Source organism: Candidatus Enterococcus courvalinii, from assembly GCF_017315945.1.
Lineage (GTDB): Bacteria > Bacillota > Bacilli > Lactobacillales > Enterococcaceae > Enterococcus_B > Enterococcus_B courvalinii.
In genome coordinates this window covers 67,099-86,769 of record NZ_JAFLWI010000006.1, presented here as the reverse complement: position 1 = coordinate 86,769, position 19,671 = coordinate 67,099, and the positions used below count along the sequence as shown (strand labels likewise).

The following is a 19,671-nucleotide window of genomic DNA, read 5'->3' as shown; positions in this document are numbered from 1 at the left end:
TTAAATAACGAACTGATGAGTTATTTTTGATAAAATAAAAATAAAACTATCTCATTATTTTTGACTATGCTATACTATTTCTGAAATGTGTCTCTTGAAAAAAACTTGAGTGAACTTATTTCTTGCTTTCCCCAAAAAACAAGAAATACCCCAAAGTTCACAAAAGTGGATTGAGACGTTTTCTTCATTTCTGAGTTTACTCAGAAGTGACCCCGATAAAAAAGGACCTGGAACATAAATCAATGATTTATGCTTCAAGTCCTTTTTGCTTATTCCTCTTAAAGTAATGGTGAAACTAATCTTGCTAACCCTTCTTTGAGTTTGATTATCGTTCCTCGATTTTCATAAATTTCTCTTGTTAATTGTTTCGATACATTTGAGTCATCAAAAAATGCTTTGCGTACTTGCGAAGCCATTCGTTCATCATACACTAATGTATTGACTTCAAAATCCAAACGGAAAGAACGAACATCAATATTTGCCGAGCCTACCGAAACGACGCCCCCGTCAATAATCATCGTCTTCGCATGAATAAAGCCATTCTCATAGGTTTCAACGATTGCACCGTACTCAATCAGTTCCGCTGCGAAAGAATAAGTTGCCCAGTAAACCAATGGATGGTCTGGTTTATTCGGAATTTGCAAATGAACTTTTACGCCTGCCAGCAAAGCCAGCTTGAGTGCTTCATGAATTGAGCCATCAGGAATATAATAAGGTGTCTGAATCAAAATTTCTCGTTTAGCTAAAGAAATCATTTTTAAATAAGTCATTTTGATCTGTTCGTGTTCCGAATCAGGCCCACTAGTCACGATTTGTACAGCCATGTCCCCTGTAGAATCAATCCTTGGGAAAAAGTCTGGTGAGTAGCTGACTTCATTTGTATGTTGAGAATTCCAATCCATCAAAAAGCGATTTTGTAAACTGTAAACTGCTTCGCCATAAATTCTCAAATGGTTATCACGCCAATACCCAAATTTTTTGACCAAGCCTAAGTACTCATTTCCCACATTGAATCCACCTGTATAACCAATTTGTCCATCAATCACAACGATTTTCCGATGATTTCGGTAATTGATTCGCGGATTGATGTACGGAACAAATAAAGGGAAAAAGAAAGCAACCTCCCCGCCATGTTTCTTTAATTCATCAAAGAAACTTAGTGAAACTTGCGTAGATCCCCACGCATCTAATAAAACCCGTACTTTTACACCTCGTTGTGCAGCCACGACCAAAGCATCTCGCAGTTCTACTCCCAAATCATCGCTTCGATAAATATAATACTCAAGGTGGATATGATTTTGGGCATGATTGATATCGTCAATCAACGCATCAAATTTTTCACGACCATCTGTAAATAAAGTAACTTTGTTTTGAGACGTGTATAACGTTCCTTCTGAAACAGTCAACATGTAAATCAGTTGTCTAACATCGGCTTGTCCGGTTGGCGGATGGGGATACAGTCCACGTTTTAACGCTTGTTTGTCTTCTTCAATTTCCAAGTTCATCCCAATTTTTCCTTGCATCTTCAAATCAAAAATTTTATCTTTTGAAATTCCCCTACCAAAAAAAATATATAGAATAAATCCTAAAATTGGGATAAACATCAACACAAGTAACCAAGCCCATGTCTGTGCTGTTTCTCTTCTTTCACGAAACACGATGATTAGCGATAGCAAAATGTTCGCAATCAAAATGATCGTAAAAAAATTATCAACAATCACCTTCATGGATTCACCTCTTCATTTTCTAACCTCCTAAGCATAACCAAGTTTTTTTTTAAAGTAAAGAGAAAAAAGAACACGCTTCAAGCCATTTTTTCAACACAAAAAAACATTGTACCCAGTTTTCATGAGTACAATGTTTTTTACTTTGAATGATTGATTAAATTTTCAAGAATCGTCTCATTGAAATTGTTGATCCTAAAGAACCAATGATTACTCCGATACCAGTCATCAAGACATTGATTTTCCAAACAAAGTCTGCTGGTTGTAATAATGAATAGTTCGAGCGCAAGAGTGATGGGTTGACCAATTGGAAAATTTCACGATAACCAAATGTTAAAATCAACATTGGAATAATCGCACCAATCAAACCGATCCAACCGCCTTCTAGGAAAAAAGGCCAACGAATATAGCCATTTTTTGCTCCAACTAAACGCATGATTTGAATTTCTCTTTGACGAGATAAGATCGTAATTCGTATCGTGTTAGAAATCAAGAACATGGCAACAAATAATAACAATGCTGCAGCTGCTAATCCCCATGTGCGAACAGCTCCCGCAATTTCAAAGATTCGATCTGAAGAAGTCCCACCATAATCTGCACGATAAACGTTAGACAATTTCGCTGCTTCTTTTGAGACCTCTTTAGTATAAGAAGGTTCGGTTGCACTTACCACATATACATCATATAAAGGATTGCTATCTCCTTCAAATAGATTCCATGAATCACCCATTGCTGCTTGAATTTTTTTCAATTCTTGGTCTTTACTTGAAAAAGACACCTTTTCAACATGGTCGAGCTTTTCTAATTCTGTTCCTAATTTTTTGATATCCGCCTCTTTTGTACCAATATCAACGAAAACTGAAACATCTACGTTTCCTTCAATATCTTGTGCAAGTTTGGTTGCATTCATAATAACAGCCATAAAAATACCAACAAGTGCTAAAGTGATTGTTACCGCACTAACAGAGGCAACAGTCATCCAGCCGTTACGTTTCAAGCTTTTGATACTTTCTAATAGGTGGCGGAAAAAGGTTCTAATCATCGTATCCGTATTCCCCTTCCGCTTGGTCTCGAATAATTCGGCCATTTTCGATAGCGATTACCCGGTGACGAATTGTATTTACGATCGTACTGTTATGCGTTGCCATAACAACCGTCGTTCCTTGTGCATTAATGCGATCAAGGAGTTTCATGATTTCCCATGAATTTTCAGGATCTAAGTTACCTGTAGGTTCATCTGCAATCAAAACCTTTGGTGTGTTAACAATCGCGCGCGCAATCGCAACACGTTGTTGTTCCCCACCAGATAACTCGCTTGGAAAAACACGTACTTTATGTTTTAACCCAACTAAATCTAAAACTTCCATCACGCGTTTTTTGATTTCACGTGGTTTACGACCAATTACTTGCATAGCGTAAGCAACATTTTCATAAACAGTCTTCCGTGGTAATAGTTTATAATCTTGGAAGACAATTCCAATTTCTCTGCGTAAATAAGGAACTTCACGATTTTTGATAGCCATCAAATCGTGTCCTGCAATAGTCAGTGTTCCCTTAGTTGCTTTTTCTTCTCGGTACATCAATTTGATAAATGTAGATTTCCCTGCTCCTGATGGTCCAACTACATAAACAAATTCTCCTTGATCGATAACGACCGAGAGATTGCGGATGGCAGTCGTACCATTGGAGTACTTCTTCATTACATCCTTCATTTCAATCATGGCATTCTCTCCATATCTTTTTCAGTCTTCAGCCATTATAGCATGGCAATGTTTCAACTTGCTTGCAAAATTTTACAATTTTATGTCAATTAAATAATAATCCACTAATGTTATACCAAATGTAGTTTTAGATAAGCATCAATAAATAGGTCTAAATCTCCATCCATAACCGCTTGAACATTCCCAGTTTCCACATTCGTTCGATGATCTTTAACCATTGAATAAGGATGGAATACATAGGAACGGATTTGCGAACCCCAACCAATTTCTTTTTGTTCGCCACGCAATGCTGCAGCTTCTTGTTCTTTTTTCTCTACTTCGAGTTGGTAAAGTTTAGCCTTCAACATGCCCATTGCTTGCTCTCTATTTTTTAATTGGGAACGTTGTGCTTGGCTTGCAACCACTGTTCCAGTTGGCATATGTGTGATTCGCACAGCAGATTCTGTTTTATTGATGTGCTGTCCACCAGCTCCACTGGCACGATACGTATCGATTTTTAAGTCATCTGGATTGATCTCGATATCGATGGTTTCATCCAATTCAGGCATAACATCCACCGAACAAAAAGAAGTGTGACGTCTTTTTGCTGAATCAAACGGTGAAATCCGAACTAAGCGATGAACACCTTTTTCAGATTTCAAATACCCAAATGCATTATGACCTTTGATGAGTAAAGTAACACTCTTGATTCCCGCTTCGTCCCCGGCTTGATAATCCAAGATTTCCACTTGATACCCGTGCTGTTCTGACCAGCGTGTATACATACGCAATAGCATGCTGCCCCAATCTTGTGATTCCGTTCCGCCAGCTCCAGGATGTAATTCCAGAATAGCGTTATTTCGATCATAAGGTTCATCAAGTAACATGGCTAACTCATACGTCTTCATTTTTTCATTTAACACATGTAATCGTGTTTCCAATTCCGCTTGCATTTCTGCATCTGGTTCTTCTTGCAATAACTCCGTCAAAAGTTCTAATTCTTCCAATTCATCCGCTAATGAATGAAATTGGTCGTAAGCTTCTTTATTCGCATTATTTTCATTGATTACTTGTTGAGCAGCAATGCTGTCATCCCAAAAACCTGGTTCAGCCATCTTGTACTCAGCTTGCGCAATCGATTCTTCCAACTGATCTAAGTCAAAGAGACCCCCTAAAGCTTGTGACCTTCTCTTGCATGTCAGCTAACAAATTGCGAATCTCAAAAATTTCCATGTTTGCTTCCTTCTTTCTCTGGGCAATCTTTTTCGTCTTCTTTTCACTTCTTTTTCTAGTCTACCAGAATCTAAAGATAACAGAAAGAAGGTGAGACAAATTCTTTCTAAAAAGAACTTCTCTCACCAGCTTCTTTCTATTTAAAAATGATTAGGCTTCATTTTTCCCGTGGCAGTTTTTATATTTCTTTCCGCTTCCACAAGGACAAGGATCATTTCGTCCAACTTTATTCACTTGAACTGGTTGTTTTTTTGCGCTTGTGTTACTTTTTTCTTCTGCACTTGCTTCTGTAGCATGTGAAGCTTCGCCTTGAGATACTTGTTCTCGTTGAACATTTTGACGGATTTCAGCTTTCATGAATAATCGAGTCACCTCATATTCAATTGCGCCGACCATATCTTCAAACATTTTGTATCCTTCTGTTTGATACTCAACTAGCGGATTATTTTGCCCATATGCACGTAGCCCAATTGATTGACGTAATTGATCCATTGCATCAATATGATCTGTCCATTTTGAATCAACCACACGCAAGATAACAACTTTTTCAAATTCTAAGAGTTGTTCAGGACCGTTCAAATGGTTGGCTTTTGTATTAAACACATCTTGTGCTAGCTCATTTAAATAAGCTTTCATTTCTTCTGGCGTTTTTCCTTCAAGCTCTTTCACGCTGATACTGTCTTCATGGACAATCGCATTTCCTGCAAAATCAACGATTCCTTCAAGGTTCCAGTTTTCTTTTTCTAGTTGTGTGTGTGCATCTACTACACGACTAATTGTTCTTTTGACCATATTCATCAATGGTTGAGATAAACTAGTTTCTTCCATGATGACATCTTGGCGTTGTTTATAAATGACTTCACGTTGTTCACGCATCACATCGTCATATTGTAAAACATTTTTACGCGTATCATAGTTGTTTCCTTCTACTCGTTTTTGAGCAGACTCAACTTGTTTCGTTAACATCTTACTTTGGATAACCGCATCTTCATCCCCAATTTTCATCCGATCCAAGAAAGCTTTGATTCGTTCTGAACCAAAACGTTTCATCAAATCATCTTCTAATGAAAGATAAAATTGTGACATACCTGGGTCACCTTGACGTCCAGCACGTCCACGCAACTGATTATCGATACGACGAGATTCATGACGTTCCGTACCAATAACAGCTAAACCACCTAATTCACGTACACCAAGGCCTAACTTGATATCCGTCCCACGACCAGCCATGTTGGTAGCAATCGTAACTGCACCTTTTTGCCCAGCATTCATGATGATTTCAGCTTCTTTAAAATGATTTTTAGCATTTAATACTTCATGGGGAATCCGTTCGCGATTCAACATATCTGATAGTAATTCAGATGTTTCAACCGCAACTGTACCTACTAAGACAGGTTGTCCTTTACGATAACGGTCTTTGATATCTTGAACAACCGCATGGAATTTACTTTCCAATGTTGGATAAAGTAAATCTGCACGGTCATCACGAATAACAGGACGGTTCGTTGGAATTTGAATAACTTGAATGTTATAGATTTCTCTAAATTCTTCTTCTTCCGTTTTCGCAGTACCAGTCATCCCAGAAAGTTTTTTGTACATGCGGAAATAGTTTTGGAATGTGATCGAAGCCATTGTTTTTGTTTCATCTTCGATTTCCACACCTTCTTTTGCTTCGATTGCTTGGTGAAGTCCATCAGAGTAACGACGACCATCCATGATACGACCAGTAAATTGGTCCACGATCATGACTTTTCCGTCTTGAACCACATAATCAATATCAAGTAACATAATGTAGTTCGCACGTAATGCTTGATCTAAGTGATGTGTCAAAGCAGTGTTTTCAATGTCATATAAGTTTTCTAACCCAAAAGTTTCTTCTGCTTTTTCGATTCCCGTTTCAGTTAACCCAATCGTTTTTGATTGAACGTCGATTTTATAGTCTTCTTCTTCCTTCAAGCGTTTAACGAAGTTATCCGTTCTTGTGTATAAAGCAGTTGATTTTTCTGCTTGTCCTGAAATAATCAATGGTGTTCTGGCTTCATCGATCAAAATTGAATCCACTTCATCGACAATCGCATAGTTCAATGGTCGTTGAACCATTTGATTACGATAAACCACCATGTTGTCACGTAAATAGTCAAATCCTAATTCGTTATTTGTACTATAAGTAATATCACAATTATATGCGTCACGTTTTTCATCAGCTGATTTTGAATTGATATTCAATCCAACGCTAAGCCCTAAGAAATTATATAGCTCACCCATTTCAGTTGAGTCACGGGTTGCTAAATATTCATTTACGGTAACAACGTGCACACCTTCACCTGACAATGCATTTAAATACACTGGCATAGTAGCGGTCAATGTTTTACCTTCACCGGTACGCATCTCTGGAATGTTCCCATCGTGAAGAACGATCCCACCCATCAATTGGACGTGGTAAGGATATAAGCCCAAGACACGTTTTGCTGCTTCGCGAACAACGGCGAACGCTTCTGGTAATAATTGGTCTAAGGTTTCACCTTTTTGGTATCTGCCTTTAAATTCATCAGTTTTTGCTTGTAATTGCTCATCAGTTAAAGCTGCCATTTTATCAGCATGTGATTCAACTTTTTTAGCAATGCTATCTAAACGTTTTAGTTCTTTTTTATCATTTTCAATGATTGAACGTATAAAATTGGCCATTCGTTGTATAATCTCCTTTTTCTGCAATATCCATCTCGCTTATGTAGACTCTCCTGTCCATTTTATCATTACTTATAGATAATTGAAATATCTTAGCTAGATTATTCTGTGAACTTCTTCATTCTTAATAAAAATACAGCTTCCTTATGTAAAAAAAAACCTTATGGTGTCTAACTAGACACCATAAGGTTTTAAAAATAGTTATTTTTAGTCAGTTTCGATTAAACCATATTTTCCATCTTTACGACGGTAAACGATACTTGTACCATTGGTTTCAGCATCTTCAAAGATAAAGAAGTTGTGTCCTAACATATTCATTTGTAAGACAGCTTCTTCACTATCCATTGGTTTCAATGACAAACGTTTTGTACGAACGATATCTAATTCAGATTCGTTTTCACCTTCACCGTTTTCTTCATTGAATAATACTGCAGCACTTGCAGTATTCATGCCAGTTTCACGAGATTTGCGGTTGATTTTTGTTTTAAATTTGCGAATTTGACGTTCCAATTTATCAACAACCAAATCAATACTTGCATATAAATCTGGTGAAGTTTCTTCCGCACGTAATACAAGATAAGGTAATGGAATCGTTACTTCCACTTTTGCTGTTTTTTCAGTATAAACTTTTAAGTTTACATGGGCTGTAGCATCGGGTGCATCACTGAAATAACGTTCTAACTTGCCTACTTTTTTTTCAACATAGTCACGAATCGCTTCAGTTACTTCGATATTTTCGCCGCGTACATTATATCTAAACATAAAAATTACCCCTTTCGTCTACCACAATCAAGAAGGAGAAGGACCACTCTTTCCCTCTTCTTATTTATATTATATCGAACTCTAATCTATTTGCAAACTAAATCGCTACCAATTTCACGTATTTTTTACTTTTTCCTTTATCGTGCTAAAGAAAACGTCCGAATTTTAGTTGGTTGATGCTCTGCAAGACAACTCGCAGCATGAAATAACGTCTGTCCTGTTGTATACACATCATCAATTAATAAAATTTTACACTGTTTGATTTGCTCTGGGTCAACGCACAAAGCAAATGGCTGAGGCATCGCCAATCTCTTTGCTCGAGAATGTTGCGCCTGAGCAGAATGGTGTTTGACTCGTTTAAGTAATAGCTGAAAAGTCACTCCTGAGACTTTAAGCATCTGGCTCACTTGATTGAAGCCACGTTGAGCTAGTCGTTCGTTTGATAATGGAATCGGGCAAAAACGATAATCAGGGAATCTTTTTGGTAAACTTTGCCATTGCTTTGCAAAAGTCCCTGCTAAACGAATATCCCCTATAAATTTGTATTGTTGGAACCACGTTTGCATCGCTTCGTCATATTTGAAAAAGCTTTGGTGGCAAAAATCATATGTCGGATAACGTTCTTGCCAATAAAGACAATCTGTGCAAAAGGTTTTCTGACTATGTGTGGATTTGCTCTCACTCTTCAGCAAACTTTTTTGGCAACCATCACACCTATTTTCTATGGATAAAGGAGTAAACAGTTTGGCACATTCCCAACAGAGTTCAACCGACTTTTTTTGCTGAACGAGTTCCTTGATTGTTAAATTTTTAATGATTGGCTTTTGGCAATAGCAACACTTCATTGTAAGAGCTTCCCCGCTTTGTTCATCATTTTGATTTCTTTTACTGCTTTTTTGATTGCACGTGTTTTTTCATGATAATAGAAACAGACTTGACTGTTACTGAATTCTCCCTTGCGATCCGCTCGACCGGCAATTTGAACAAGTGCAGATTTCGTAAAAACTTCATGCTCTGCGCCTAGAACAAGAACTGAAATATTTTCGAAAGTAACACCTCGTTCAAGAATCATGGTGGTTAAAAGCACATCGTATTTTTGATGACGCATCGCTTGTACTTTCTCCTGACGTTTTTTATCTTTTGAAGATACAGATGTAATAGTAGTTGTTGGTAACCATTCCGCTAATTTTATTTGCAATTCATTCATCAATTCAATACTTGGACAAAATACTAAGACATGGTTGTCTTTCACTAATTTTTGGATTTTTTTGATTAATGGGTTCATTTTTTTTCGTTTGTTTAAGCACTGGCGCCAATTATTCCAGAAAATGAGTTGTGGCTCGGGTAACAATCGTTGATGAAAGCGTAAAGGTAAGTAATGGATCTGAAATTTTCGTCGGATTTCTTTTAGCAAACGTTCATCGGGTGTTGCAGTTAAATAGATCAATTGTCCATCAAGTTTCTTTGCTGTTTCCGTCGCATACTGGAGTCCTTTATCTCTAACATAGGGAAACGCATCAATTTCATCAACGACTAATAAATCGAATGCGTGATAAAAACGATACAACTGGTGTGTCGTACAAATAACGAAGGAACTAAATGTATAGGGAACCTGTTGTTTGCCATGAAGTAAGACGATTTTTTCTTCTGGAAAAACTGTAGTAAAACGCAACCAAAGTTCTTGGCACACATCCACCCGCGGCGAAGCAATCGCCACTCGTTTCCCAGCAGCTAGGAACAATTGTAGAAGTGGATACAAGATTTCTGTTTTACCGGCACCGGTCACTGCCCAGATTAAATGATGATCTGTTACTTGTGTAGTCAAACGTTGGGCAATTTTGGCTTGTTCTATCGTTAATGTTTTGTCCCAAGTAAAAATAATTTGACGTGGAAACAATGCTGGCTGGTCAAACAACCATAACTCTTGGGTTGTATCGTTTCGCCCCAAAAACAAACAATGTGGACAATAATACTCTTCTTCATTTAGTTTGGCTTCTTGTTGCTGAGTGATTTGTCCACATCGTTGACAAATGATCTGTTTGCTTTGTTTCACTATGCCTGTGATCCGTTGGTACGTGACTTGGTTCAGTATTTCTTTTGGTAGTTGTGCGACTTCTCTCGTTAACAGCCGCCTTCCCCAAACTTTTTTATATGGCATTTTGCTTCCCTTAGAAAAGATACGCAAAAAAAGTGCGAGGCATTTTCAAAATGAAAAAACCTCACACTTTTTAATTCGTCCGTACGCTTTATTTATCACCAATTAGTGTCAAAGCTTGTTGTAACACTTTTTCGCCATTCATCATGCCATAATCAGCCATGTTGATGATATCTAATGGAATTCCTTTTGGCTCAACACGTTTTTCAAAGTCGCCTTTCATAAAACGAACTTGTGGGCCTAATAATAAAACATCAACGTCTTTGCTTGCTAAATGATTATCTGCATCAGACGCTGATACTGCAAAGATGTCTGTATCTAAGCCTTGTGCTTCCGCAGCTTTTTCCATTTTAGTTACTAATAAGCTCGTACTCATACCAGCTGAACAGACAAGCATAATTGTTTTTTTTGACATTGTTAATCTCCCCTTTTCTAAGCCAAGGAACGTAACCGCTTTCTTGTTCCTATGTACCTATTATAGCTAAAAGATAACGATTGTCAACGTTTTCTGAATGCGGTTCACTCATCGAACAACCAACTGGATTTTACTAGTTGGTTAAAGACGATATATTCTTTTGCCAAATTAACAACAACAACTTCATATCCTGCATTCAGCCAACCATAAGCTCCTTTTTCCGGATGACGATAATCGTTCGCCCACCAATCCGTAGTCTGTCTGGCAGACTTTGGAAGCCCACTGTTAGGAAATAGCAACTCATCCATTTGAGTAAACGTCAAAGTAATTTGCGAACCACCATTATTTTTTATGTAGTGGGTTATAGCATCATATTTTTTCACACGTTCTTTCATTCCCAACTTCACCTACCTTTCCTTTATTATCCCATAGTCCAGCATTTGCGCAACCATTTCGAAAGTTGAAACATCAAAAGATTTTTCATATACTAAAGAAAGTAACTCTTCATTTGAAATGAGGTAAAACAATGATTGAACGTTATCTAACGGTCAAAGAAGATGGCCAAAGTGAAATTGAAATAAAAAAATCTCGGTTTATTTGTTCCTTCAAACGTGTGACGGCTGAAGAAGAAGCCAAAACATTTATCCAAGCAATCAAAAAGGAACACTGGAAAGCAAATCATAACTGTAGTGCTTTTGTCATTGGTGATAAAAGTGAGATCCAACGCAGTAGTGATGATGGCGAGCCAAGCGGAACAGCTGGTGTGCCCATGCTTGAAGTCTTAAAAAAGAATGAACTAATTAATGTTGTTGCCGTGGTCACGCGCTATTTTGGTGGCATCAAATTAGGTGCTGGCGGATTGATTCGTGCTTATACGCAAGCTGTTTCGCATGGTCTAACTGAGGTTGGGATTGTTGAAGGTACCTTACAACAGGAACTCGCCGTCGCCATTACTTACCCACAACTAGGAAAGCTAGAAAATTTTCTTGAACTACAACAAGTGACTGTCAAGGAAACCCGTTACACCGATCAAGTAATTGTTGTTTGTATGGTTAATGAAACAGAAGGCTCACAGTTTAAAGCAGCAGTCACCGAATTATTGAATGGACAAGTTTCCTTCGAAAAGGGACCCATTTCTTATTATGAACAACTCATTACACCAAGTGAAAAATAGACAAAAATAAACCAAGCTGAAACAACGAATTGTTTCAGCTTGGTTTATTTCTCTAGATAAAATTCAAATCGGTTCCCAACATATTGCGTACGTACGTATTCAAACGGCGTTCCTTCTTCAAAGTAAGAAACTTGTCGCAAGCGTAGAACTGCATCCCCACGTTTGACTTCTAGGTATTCAGAAATCTGTTCTGAAGCTAACATCGCAGAAATCGTTTGGTTTGCATGACCAATTTTCTTTCCACCTTTTTCTTCTAACGTTCGATACAATGATTCTGTAATTTCTGATTTGCTATATCCTTCAATAATTTTTTGTGGAATACTGGCAACTTCAAAACAGATTGGCACGTTATCTGCATAACGAATACGTTCCATCCGAAGAATCACGTCTTCTTTTTCTAATTGTAATTTTTCCATCTCACTTGAACTAGGTGACGTTAAGAAATAAGAAACCGTTCGGCTAGAAGGTACTCGATTTTGTGACTCCATAATTTCGGTGAAACTAGTTGTTCCAGACATTTTCTCTTGAACTTTTTCACGCGCAACGTAAGTCCCTGAACCAATTTTTCTCTCTAAGATTCCTTCGTCTGCTAAATTTTGGATTGCTTGACGCAAAGTCATTCGACTCACATTAAATTTTACAGCCAATTCTCTTTCAGAGGGAAGGCGGTCACCGATTTTCCAGACCCCTTGTTCAATCTCATTTTTTAATTGATCATGAATTTGTATATATACGGGTAACTGATTCGACATCTGATTTCATCCTTCCTTTCGTTTTCTTTATTATAACTGGTATATACCTGATTCTCAACCAAAAAAGGATTTTCTCCATTGAGCAATTGAAACCGTACAACTTGTTTTTCTTCAAAAAACGAGGAAAAAGTAAGTTTTAAACCTACTTTTTCCTCATTTACTTCTTGTCCAGTTAGGCTGTTTATGAAATGGTTTCTTTCGCTAATGTTTTATTAGCAGTCGCCATCATTAAACGAATGCGATTTAATTGGTTGACAATCGAAACGCCTGGATCATAATCAATTGCTGCAATATTTGCGTTAGGATATTGACGACGCAATTCTTTGATGACACCTTTGCCAACTACATGATTAGGCAAACAGCCGAATGGTTGCATACAAACAATGTTATTCACATCGCGTTTCAACAATTCAATCATCTCGCCTGTTAAGAACCAACCTTCACCTGTTTGATTTCCAATCGACAAGATTTTACTTGCATCTTCTGCCAAATCTTGAATAGATTGGATGCCATCAAATCGTTCTGATTTTCTTAATGCTTTATCCATTGGTTTTTCAATCATTTCAATCATCCGAATCGCAAATTGTGCGAGTAACTTACTTTGTTTGGCCATGCCAAGATTTTCATATTTCCAAACTTGATTGTATAAGGAATAGTTCATAAATCCGACAATATCAGGAACCACTGCTTCTGCACCTTCCGCTTCAAGTAAACGAACAATATCGTTATTCGCAGTTGGAGAATACTTAACTAAGATTTCACCAACTACTCCCACTTTTGGTTTTTTCACATCAGAAATCGGTAAGGTATCAAATGCTTTGACGATTTTCTTCATATTGCTATTAAACAACGTCAAAGAGCCATTCCGAACATTTTTTTCCACTCGTTGGAGCCACTCTTCATGTAGTCGATCAACTGTACCTTTTTCTAATTCGTAAGGACGTGTACGATAAACAACTCGTTCAAACAAATCACCATATAAAAAGGCAATCGCCAAACGTTTTAACATCGGAAACGTGAATTTAAACCCAGGATTTGATTCCACACCCTTGTTCCCCATTGAGATCGAAACAACTGGAATATTTCCAAATCCTGCATCATTCAATGCTTTTCTAAGTAATGGAATATAATTTGTTGCACGACAACCACCACCAGTTTGAGTCATCATCACACTTGTATTTTCCAAATCATACTTACCACTTTCCAAGGCTTCTACTAATTGGCCAATGGAGATGATTGCTGGATAACACGCATCATTGTTCACATATTTCAGTCCAACATTGATTGCTTCATTATCTTCTGCTGGCAAGCAAACAACATTGTACCCAGAGGCATTTAACGCTACATCCACTAAGCCAGATTGATGAATCGGACTAAGCATTGGCAACAACAAAGTATGTTTTTCTTTCATTTCTTTTGTAAAGACGATTTTTTCTGGTTCTTCAAATCGTTTGACTGGAACAAAATTTTGTTTTGCCCGTTCATTGACTGCTGCTTTTAAGGAACGTAATCGAATACGAATTGCCCCAAGGTTTGCTCCTTCATCAATTTTTAGAACCGTATAGATTTTTCCATATTGTTCCATGATTTCTTCGACTTGATCCGTTGTTACTGCATCTAAACCACAACCGAATGAATTCAATTGAACTAATTCAAGATTTTTTGATTTTGCAACGACACGTGCAGCCGCGTATAGCCGTGAGTGGTAGACCCATTGATTCACAACACGTAAATTTCCTACATCCCCTAAATGAGAAATGCTGTCTTCGGTCAATACGTGGAAGCCTTCTTGTGTAATTACTTCAGAGATTCCATGATTGATTTCTGGGTCTAAATGGTACGGACGACCTGAGATAACAATTCCTCGCTCATTTTTTTGATTCAACATCAATAAGGTTTCTTCACCTTTTTTCTGAATATCTGCCTTAAATGTTGCTAATTCTTCATATCCATGATGCAATGCTTGAGCAATCTGTTCTTCCGAAAAATCAAAATCCACAAAAGTTTGGTGTAAAACTTTTGCGACTGCTGATTCGTTTGCTAAGTTGATAAAGGGATTTCGATAATCGACTTTACCATCGCGAATGTCGTCCACATTATTTTTAATAACATCTGGATAGCTCTGGACAATAGGACAATTGAAGTGATTATCCGCTTCATTAGATTCTTGTTGTTCAAAAACAACCCCCGGATAAAAAATACGTGGAATACCCGCATCAATCATTGCCTGAATATGCCCGTGTGTGATTTTAGCTGGATAACATGCTGTATCACTTGGGATTGTTTCCATTCCTTGCTCATATAACTCTTTGTTTGAACGTGGTGATAACTCTACTCTAAATCCTAAATCAGTGAAAAATGTATGCCACAAAGGATAGTTTTCATACATATTCAATACTCGAGGAATACCAATCACACCATTGACTGCTTCTTTTTTGCGTAATGGACGATATTTGAATAAACGTCGATATTTATAGTCGACAAGATTGACCTTTTTGTCTTCCTTTTTGATCTTGATTCGAGCACCGCGTTCGCACCGATTTCCAGTGATAAATTGACGCCCATCAGAAAATAACGTAACTGTTAACATACAGTTATTTTCACACAGACCACAATGAGTAAATTCTTTTTCCGCAGTAAAGTGATCAAGCTCTTCTTCTGACAAAATGGTACTTTCTTCACCTAGCGCATAATTTTCCATGGCAATCAGCGCTGCTCCATAAGCCCCCATCAGCCCAGCAATTGATGGACGAACAACTTCACGTCCACTAATCAATTCAAACGCGCGTAACACCGCTTCGTTATAAAAAGTGCCACCTTGGCAAACAATTTTTTCGCCAAGATCTTCTGGTCTGCGAACTTTAATTACTTTATAAATAGCATTTTTGATAACAGAATAAGATAATCCAGCAGAAATATCTCCGACCGACGCACCTTCTTTTTGAACTTGCTTCACTTTTGAATTCATAAAAACTGTACAGCGAGAACCTAAATCAACTGGTGCTTTGGATGCCACGGCAGCTTTCGCAAAATCCCGTACATCATAATTTAATGATTGAGCAAATGTTTCAATAAATGAACCACAACCAGAAGAGCAGGCTTCATTTAATTGGATGGAGGAAAGCACACCATCTTTGATCGTCATGGCTTTCATATCTTGACCACCAATATCTAAAATAAAATCAACACCAGGTTGGAAAAAATTTGCTGCTTTATAATGCGCCATCGTTTCCACTTCACCAATATCAACCTTTAAGGCATTTTTGATCAATAATTCGCCATAACCTGTTGCTGCTGCTTTTCCGATAAAAACATCTTCTGGTAATTGACTGTACAACTCTTTTAGCACTTTCATCGTTGTCTCTAAAGGTTGACCTTCATTATTTCCATAGAAAGAAAAAAGAATTTCTCCTTCCTCATTAATCAAGGTAACTTTTGTCGTTGTCGAACCAGCATCGATTCCTAAAAATGCTACACCATGATGTTCTGAAAGTGGCTTTTCTGAAGCAGTCGCTTGTGCATGGCGTTCACGAAAAGTGGTTAAATCGGCTTCTTCTTCAAATAGCGGTGATAAAGTAGTTGAGGGTGTTAGTTGTGCTTGATTACCATTTTCCAAAGCATCAAGCAAAGCAGCAATTGTCGTCACTCGTGCTTCCTCAGCATAAAAAGCAGCACCCATTGCCACAAATAACTGCGGATTTTCTGGAAAAATGACATTTTCCGGTGCAATGTCCAATGTTTCAATAAAACGTTTACGTAATTCTGACATAAAGTACAGTGGCCCACCTAAAAATGCTACTTTTCCTTTGATTTTTCGTCCAGCTGCCAATCCGGCAATCGTTTGATTTACTACAGCCTGAAAAATACTCGCTGCAATATCTGCTTTATCTGCCCCTTCATTGATCAATGGTTGCACATCTGTTTTAGCAAACACACCACAGCGTGAAGCAATAGGATAAATTTGACGATATTCCTTGGCTAACTCATTCACGCCATTTGAGTCCGTCTTCAACAAAACGGCCATTTGGTCAATAAATGCGCCTGTTCCTCCAGCGCAGCTCCCATTCATTCGTTGCTCTAATGCACCTTCAAAAAAAGTAATCTTCGCATCTTCTCCGCCCAATTCAATCGCAACATCTGTTTCAGGAATTATTTCTTCCACTGTGCGTGTACATGCGATGACCTCCTGAACAAAAGGAATGTTCAATACATCTGCCAGTCCCATACCGCCTGATCCGGTGATTGCCATGGCAATTGGTTGATTGCGAACCAATGCTTGTGCTTCACGTAAAACTTTGGCTGTTGCTTTCTTGACATCTGAATAGTGACGTTCATATTTGGAAAAGATTGTTTGATTTTGCTCATCTAATAATACTAATTTGACTGTCGTGGATCCGACATCGATTCCCGCTCGTAAGTTCATCTGTTCTCCTCCTCAAACAGACAGTTTGTTGATTATCTAACAAAGTGTCTGTTATACTACTTATGTATATTTTAGAAACAATTTGCTGGTTTTGCAACTGGCAAACACCCCTTATTTGTGAGATAAGCAACAAACAAATTAAAAATGTCGAATAACAAGCGAGGAATTTTTTATGGTTAAGAAAATTGATCTTCGAGTGAAACGAACACACAAAATGATTATCGAGGCATTTATTCGCTTGGTAGAAGAAAAAGGATACGATAACGTCACCGTGCAAGACATTGCCGATGAAGCAATGATCAATCGTGCGACCTTTTATGCTCATTTTAAAGACAAACAAGATCTCTACGAACAAATTTTTGAAATGGCGATCAACGCCTTTACCTCTGTTTTGGATTTAGAACAACTTGTTCATGGCAATCGAATCAAAGTGAAACAAATCATTGCTGCTTTAACAAATATTTACAAAAACATCCAAGAAAGAAAAACTTTCTTTTTGACCATCATGGATGGTTCGTCCAACGAACTTTTGCGTAAAAAACTAGAAGAGCTTTTATACAATAAATACGCAAACATCTTCAATCGCTTAAAAATCACCGAAAATGAATTGGAAGTCCCTATTGATTTTATTATCGAATACATGACTTCGATCTTCATCGGGACTCTGCACTGGTGGATTACTAGTGACACAAACATGTCAGCCGAACAATTGGCTGCTTTAGTCGTGAAATTAGTTGGAAATGGTCATCTGACGGTATTAGGGATTGAAGTCGAAAGATAACAAAAAACTGCCAACTCGCTTTTTTTAGCGTTTGGCAGTTTTTTGTTATTATTAGCGGTTTTTTGCTAACCATTTTTTCGTGTGATTGGTTGGACGTTTCGACTTGATTTGGACTGCTTTTTTTGCATTTTTTGGAAGTCCAACTTCTACATCATATTTGCCAGATTTAACCAAATCATATAATTTTTCAGCAGTTTCATCGACTTTTTCTTTCCACTTCATTCTCTTCACCCTTTCTCTTTAAGTACCTAATTCAACTCTAGCTTAATTCTTCAAATACTTCAAGAATCAAGCTACTGTAAGCAAAAAAAAAACGAGATAACAGAAACTGTCATCTCGTAAACGTCTATATAAGAACTGGGGTAGCTGGATTCGAACCAACGCATGAGGGAGTCAAAGTCCCTTGCCTTACCGCTTGGCTATACCCCAATAAAAAAAATGGAGGAGAGTGGATTCGAACCACTGAACCCTAAGGAACGGATTTACAGTCCGTCGCGTTTAGCCACTTCGCTACTCCTCCGAAAGGTCTGTATCAACCTGACTTAGTTATAATACCTAATTTCACAGATTTTTGCAACCCTTTATTGAAAACTTTTTTGATATTTTTTTAGTCTTGTAAATTCCAGTGGCGAATTACCGTTTCTATCGCATTCTCAAGGCTTTTTTCCTTTCCAAAGTCTTCTTCACCAAAAAATATTTCAAATTCTTTTGGTCCATATGCTAAAATTTCACCGATATTTTTTTTACCAATAAATAACTGAGTAACCTCATAATTTTTGCCATTAATTACTTTTTGGATTTCTTCTACTCGTACTTCAATATCTTTATTCTTTTTTGACATCATTCTCACCTCCCATCTATTTTATCATACTCTCTACAATAAAATATACCCTGTTTACTTAACAGGGTATATAATCTGATTCTCTTCAAACTCTTAGGCCTCTCTTTGACTGACTGCATAATAATTTGCAGCAGCACCAACCAAATTTGCATCATTACGATAGTCACATAATAAGATTTCTGGAACAAAATCATGTAGATCTAGCTTATCCATTAATTTTTCAATACGCTGATTCAATTCGTCAATCAAGCCCTCTTTTGCAGAGATCCCACCACCAAGCACAATCACTTCTGGATCAAATGAAAACTGGATACTGAAAAGTCCTTTTGCTAAGTAATCATAAAATTTTTCAACTTCTTCTTGAGCGATCACATCGCCTGACTCCGCCATTTCAAAAACTTCTTTTCCAGAATAGGTCATCTTATCTAAGCCTAGACGCTCACAATAACGCCATGCCATCTGCACAGCAGTTCCCAAAATACTGAATGTTTGATCACCATCTAAAAACATCATTCCAAACTCTCCGCCATAAAGATGCGCGCCTTTGTTCATTTGTCCTTTCGTAAACATCGCGCCACCAATCCCTGTTCCAATAACGACAAATGCAACATCTTGGTAATCTCGCGCTGCGCCTTCATAAAATTCTGCCATTCCGGCACAATTCGCATCATTTTCGATAGTAATTGGTAACCCAAACAATTCTTCTAATTCTTTGAAAATATTAAAGCCGTGAATATAAGGGATTGCACTAATCCCTTCAATGATTTGGCGTTCGCTGTTAACTACACCTGGAGCGCTGATCCCTATGCCTTCGATCGCGTTTGTTCCAACAAAAGCTTGGTATGTTTCGCTTAGTTTTTGTTTCATTTCTTCCCAAGTAGCAGGTGTTGGAAATTGGTTGGTTGCTTCTAATTGACGACCATTCCAATAACCATATTTTACTGCTGAACCACCAAAATCAAATACAAGAATTCCCATAACTATTTTCGCTCCTTTTTGCTTCCTAAAAATATTGTAAAGCAATCC

At 37.7% G+C, this 19,671-nt stretch carries 17 protein-coding genes and 2 tRNA genes; 2 read left to right on the top strand and 17 right to left on the bottom strand.

Going from position 1 to position 19,671, the window contains the following annotated elements; translation table 11 throughout:
• Positions 1-278: 278 nt before the first annotated feature.
• The 10 genes from cls to JZO71_RS04710 form a co-directional block, all read right to left on the bottom strand.
• Positions 279-1,727 carry a cardiolipin synthase gene (gene cls, locus JZO71_RS04755; RefSeq protein WP_206898438.1) on the bottom strand — a complete coding sequence of 483 codons (1,449 nt, stop codon included), beginning with the start codon at positions 1,725-1,727 and terminating at the stop codon, positions 279-281.
• 154 nt (positions 1,728-1,881) lie between these two features.
• Positions 1,882-2,766: a permease-like cell division protein FtsX gene (gene ftsX, locus JZO71_RS04750; RefSeq protein ID WP_206898437.1), complete on the bottom strand. Its 885-nt coding sequence runs from the start codon at positions 2,764-2,766 to the stop codon at positions 1,882-1,884.
• Complete coding sequence (gene ftsE, locus JZO71_RS04745; protein ID WP_067483807.1) at positions 2,759-3,445, bottom strand: cell division ATP-binding protein FtsE; 687 nt, start codon at positions 3,443-3,445, stop codon at positions 2,759-2,761. Before ftsE ends, ftsX begins: the two co-directional genes overlap by 8 nt.
• Positions 3,446-3,555: 110 nt before the next feature.
• Positions 3,556-4,657, bottom strand: a protein-coding gene (prfB, locus tag JZO71_RS04740) for a peptide chain release factor 2 (RefSeq protein WP_206898436.1) whose coding sequence is annotated in 2 segments (ribosomal slippage) — positions 3,556-4,584 and positions 4,586-4,657 — 1,101 coding nt in all. Because the reading frame shifts where the segments join, the coding sequence is not laid out codon by codon here.
• Positions 4,658-4,807: 150 nt separating this feature from the next.
• Positions 4,808-7,342 (bottom strand): preprotein translocase subunit SecA, encoded by a 2,535-nt coding sequence (secA, locus tag JZO71_RS04735; RefSeq protein WP_206898435.1) that lies wholly within the window; start codon positions 7,340-7,342, stop codon positions 4,808-4,810.
• 207 nt (positions 7,343-7,549) lie between these two features.
• The gene (gene hpf / locus JZO71_RS04730; protein ID WP_067483801.1) at positions 7,550-8,104 is read right to left on the bottom strand and encodes a ribosome hibernation-promoting factor, HPF/YfiA family; all 555 of its coding nucleotides are present in this window, start codon (positions 8,102-8,104) and stop codon (positions 7,550-7,552) included.
• Between the two features lie 137 nt (positions 8,105-8,241).
• Positions 8,242-8,949, bottom strand: a complete 708-nt coding sequence (locus tag JZO71_RS04725; RefSeq protein ID WP_206898434.1) for a ComF family protein — start codon at positions 8,947-8,949, stop codon at positions 8,242-8,244.
• Positions 8,946-10,262 carry an ATP-dependent helicase ComFA gene (locus JZO71_RS04720; RefSeq protein WP_206898433.1) on the bottom strand — a complete coding sequence of 439 codons (1,317 nt, stop codon included), beginning with the start codon at positions 10,260-10,262 and terminating at the stop codon, positions 8,946-8,948. The genes JZO71_RS04725 and JZO71_RS04720 overlap by 4 nt, the downstream gene beginning before the upstream one ends.
• A gap of 88 nt (positions 10,263-10,350) precedes the next feature.
• Positions 10,351-10,674, bottom strand: coding sequence for a PTS sugar transporter subunit IIB (locus JZO71_RS04715; RefSeq protein ID WP_067483795.1), 324 nt, complete (start codon positions 10,672-10,674; stop codon positions 10,351-10,353).
• Positions 10,675-10,778: 104 nt separating this feature from the next.
• Positions 10,779-11,069 carry a DUF7662 domain-containing protein gene (locus tag JZO71_RS04710; protein WP_206898597.1) on the bottom strand — a complete coding sequence of 97 codons (291 nt, stop codon included), beginning with the start codon at positions 11,067-11,069 and terminating at the stop codon, positions 10,779-10,781.
• A 131-nt stretch (positions 11,070-11,200) separates the two neighbouring features.
• On the opposite strand from JZO71_RS04710, the gene JZO71_RS04705 reads away from it, so the two are divergent.
• Positions 11,201-11,848: a YigZ family protein gene (locus tag JZO71_RS04705; RefSeq protein ID WP_206898432.1), complete on the top strand. Its 648-nt coding sequence runs from the start codon at positions 11,201-11,203 to the stop codon at positions 11,846-11,848.
• Between the two features lie 44 nt (positions 11,849-11,892).
• On the opposite strand, the gene JZO71_RS04700 is transcribed toward JZO71_RS04705, so the two are convergent.
• Positions 11,893-12,600, bottom strand: coding sequence for a GntR family transcriptional regulator (locus tag JZO71_RS04700; RefSeq protein WP_206898431.1), 708 nt, complete (start codon positions 12,598-12,600; stop codon positions 11,893-11,895).
• 181 nt (positions 12,601-12,781) lie between these two features.
• Complete coding sequence (locus JZO71_RS04695; protein ID WP_206898430.1) at positions 12,782-17,023, bottom strand: 2-hydroxyacyl-CoA dehydratase; 4,242 nt, start codon at positions 17,021-17,023, stop codon at positions 12,782-12,784.
• A gap of 172 nt (positions 17,024-17,195) precedes the next feature.
• On the opposite strand from JZO71_RS04695, the gene JZO71_RS04690 reads away from it, so the two are divergent.
• Positions 17,196-17,804 carry a TetR/AcrR family transcriptional regulator gene (locus JZO71_RS04690; RefSeq protein ID WP_206898429.1) on the top strand — a complete coding sequence of 203 codons (609 nt, stop codon included), beginning with the start codon at positions 17,196-17,198 and terminating at the stop codon, positions 17,802-17,804.
• Positions 17,805-17,855: 51 nt separating this feature from the next.
• Here JZO71_RS04690 and JZO71_RS04685 read toward each other — a convergent pair whose 3' ends face one another.
• The 5 genes from JZO71_RS04685 to JZO71_RS04665 form a co-directional block, all read right to left on the bottom strand.
• On the bottom strand, positions 17,856-18,026 hold the full coding sequence (locus tag JZO71_RS04685) for a hypothetical protein (RefSeq protein ID WP_206898428.1): 171 nt from the start codon (positions 18,024-18,026) through the stop codon (positions 17,856-17,858).
• Between the two features lie 135 nt (positions 18,027-18,161).
• Positions 18,162-18,233: transfer RNA gene (locus JZO71_RS04680), tRNA-Gln, on the bottom strand.
• Positions 18,234-18,243: 10 nt separating this feature from the next.
• Positions 18,244-18,324 (bottom strand) — tRNA-Tyr (locus JZO71_RS04675).
• An 87-nt stretch (positions 18,325-18,411) separates the two neighbouring features.
• A complete protein-coding gene (locus tag JZO71_RS04670) occupies positions 18,412-18,648 on the bottom strand; it encodes a DUF2969 domain-containing protein (RefSeq protein WP_172843719.1) in 237 nt (78 codons plus the stop codon).
• Positions 18,649-18,738: 90 nt separating this feature from the next.
• Positions 18,739-19,623, bottom strand: coding sequence for an ROK family protein (locus JZO71_RS04665; RefSeq protein ID WP_206898427.1), 885 nt, complete (start codon positions 19,621-19,623; stop codon positions 18,739-18,741).
• Positions 19,624-19,671: the final 48 nt, after the last annotated feature.

Coding starts and splice junctions, on each gene's coding strand:
- cls (WP_206898438.1), bottom strand. CDS start 1,727: ATGAAGGTGATTGTTGATAATTTTTTTACGATCATTTTGATTGCGAAC.
- ftsX (WP_206898437.1), bottom strand. CDS start 2,766: ATGATTAGAACCTTTTTCCGCCACCTATTAGAAAGTATCAAAAGCTTG.
- ftsE (WP_067483807.1), bottom strand. CDS start 3,445: ATGATTGAAATGAAGGATGTAATGAAGAAGTACTCCAATGGTACGACT.
- secA (WP_206898435.1), bottom strand. CDS start 7,342: ATGGCCAATTTTATACGTTCAATCATTGAAAATGATAAAAAAGAACTA.
- hpf (WP_067483801.1), bottom strand. CDS start 8,104: ATGTTTAGATATAATGTACGCGGCGAAAATATCGAAGTAACTGAAGCG.
- JZO71_RS04725 (WP_206898434.1), bottom strand. CDS start 8,949: ATGAAGTGTTGCTATTGCCAAAAGCCAATCATTAAAAATTTAACAATC.
- JZO71_RS04720 (WP_206898433.1), bottom strand. CDS start 10,262: ATGCCATATAAAAAAGTTTGGGGAAGGCGGCTGTTAACGAGAGAAGTC.
- JZO71_RS04715 (WP_067483795.1), bottom strand. CDS start 10,674: ATGTCAAAAAAAACAATTATGCTTGTCTGTTCAGCTGGTATGAGTACG.
- JZO71_RS04710 (WP_206898597.1), bottom strand. CDS start 11,069: ATGAAAGAACGTGTGAAAAAATATGATGCTATAACCCACTACATAAAA.
- JZO71_RS04705 (WP_206898432.1), top strand. CDS start 11,201: ATGATTGAACGTTATCTAACGGTCAAAGAAGATGGCCAAAGTGAAATT.
- JZO71_RS04700 (WP_206898431.1), bottom strand. CDS start 12,600: ATGTCGAATCAGTTACCCGTATATATACAAATTCATGATCAATTAAAA.
- JZO71_RS04695 (WP_206898430.1), bottom strand. CDS start 17,023: ATGAACTTACGAGCGGGAATCGATGTCGGATCCACGACAGTCAAATTA.
- JZO71_RS04690 (WP_206898429.1), top strand. CDS start 17,196: ATGGTTAAGAAAATTGATCTTCGAGTGAAACGAACACACAAAATGATT.
- JZO71_RS04685 (WP_206898428.1), bottom strand. CDS start 18,026: ATGAAGTGGAAAGAAAAAGTCGATGAAACTGCTGAAAAATTATATGAT.
- JZO71_RS04670 (WP_172843719.1), bottom strand. CDS start 18,648: ATGATGTCAAAAAAGAATAAAGATATTGAAGTACGAGTAGAAGAAATC.
- JZO71_RS04665 (WP_206898427.1), bottom strand. CDS start 19,623: ATGGGAATTCTTGTATTTGATTTTGGTGGTTCAGCAGTAAAATATGGT.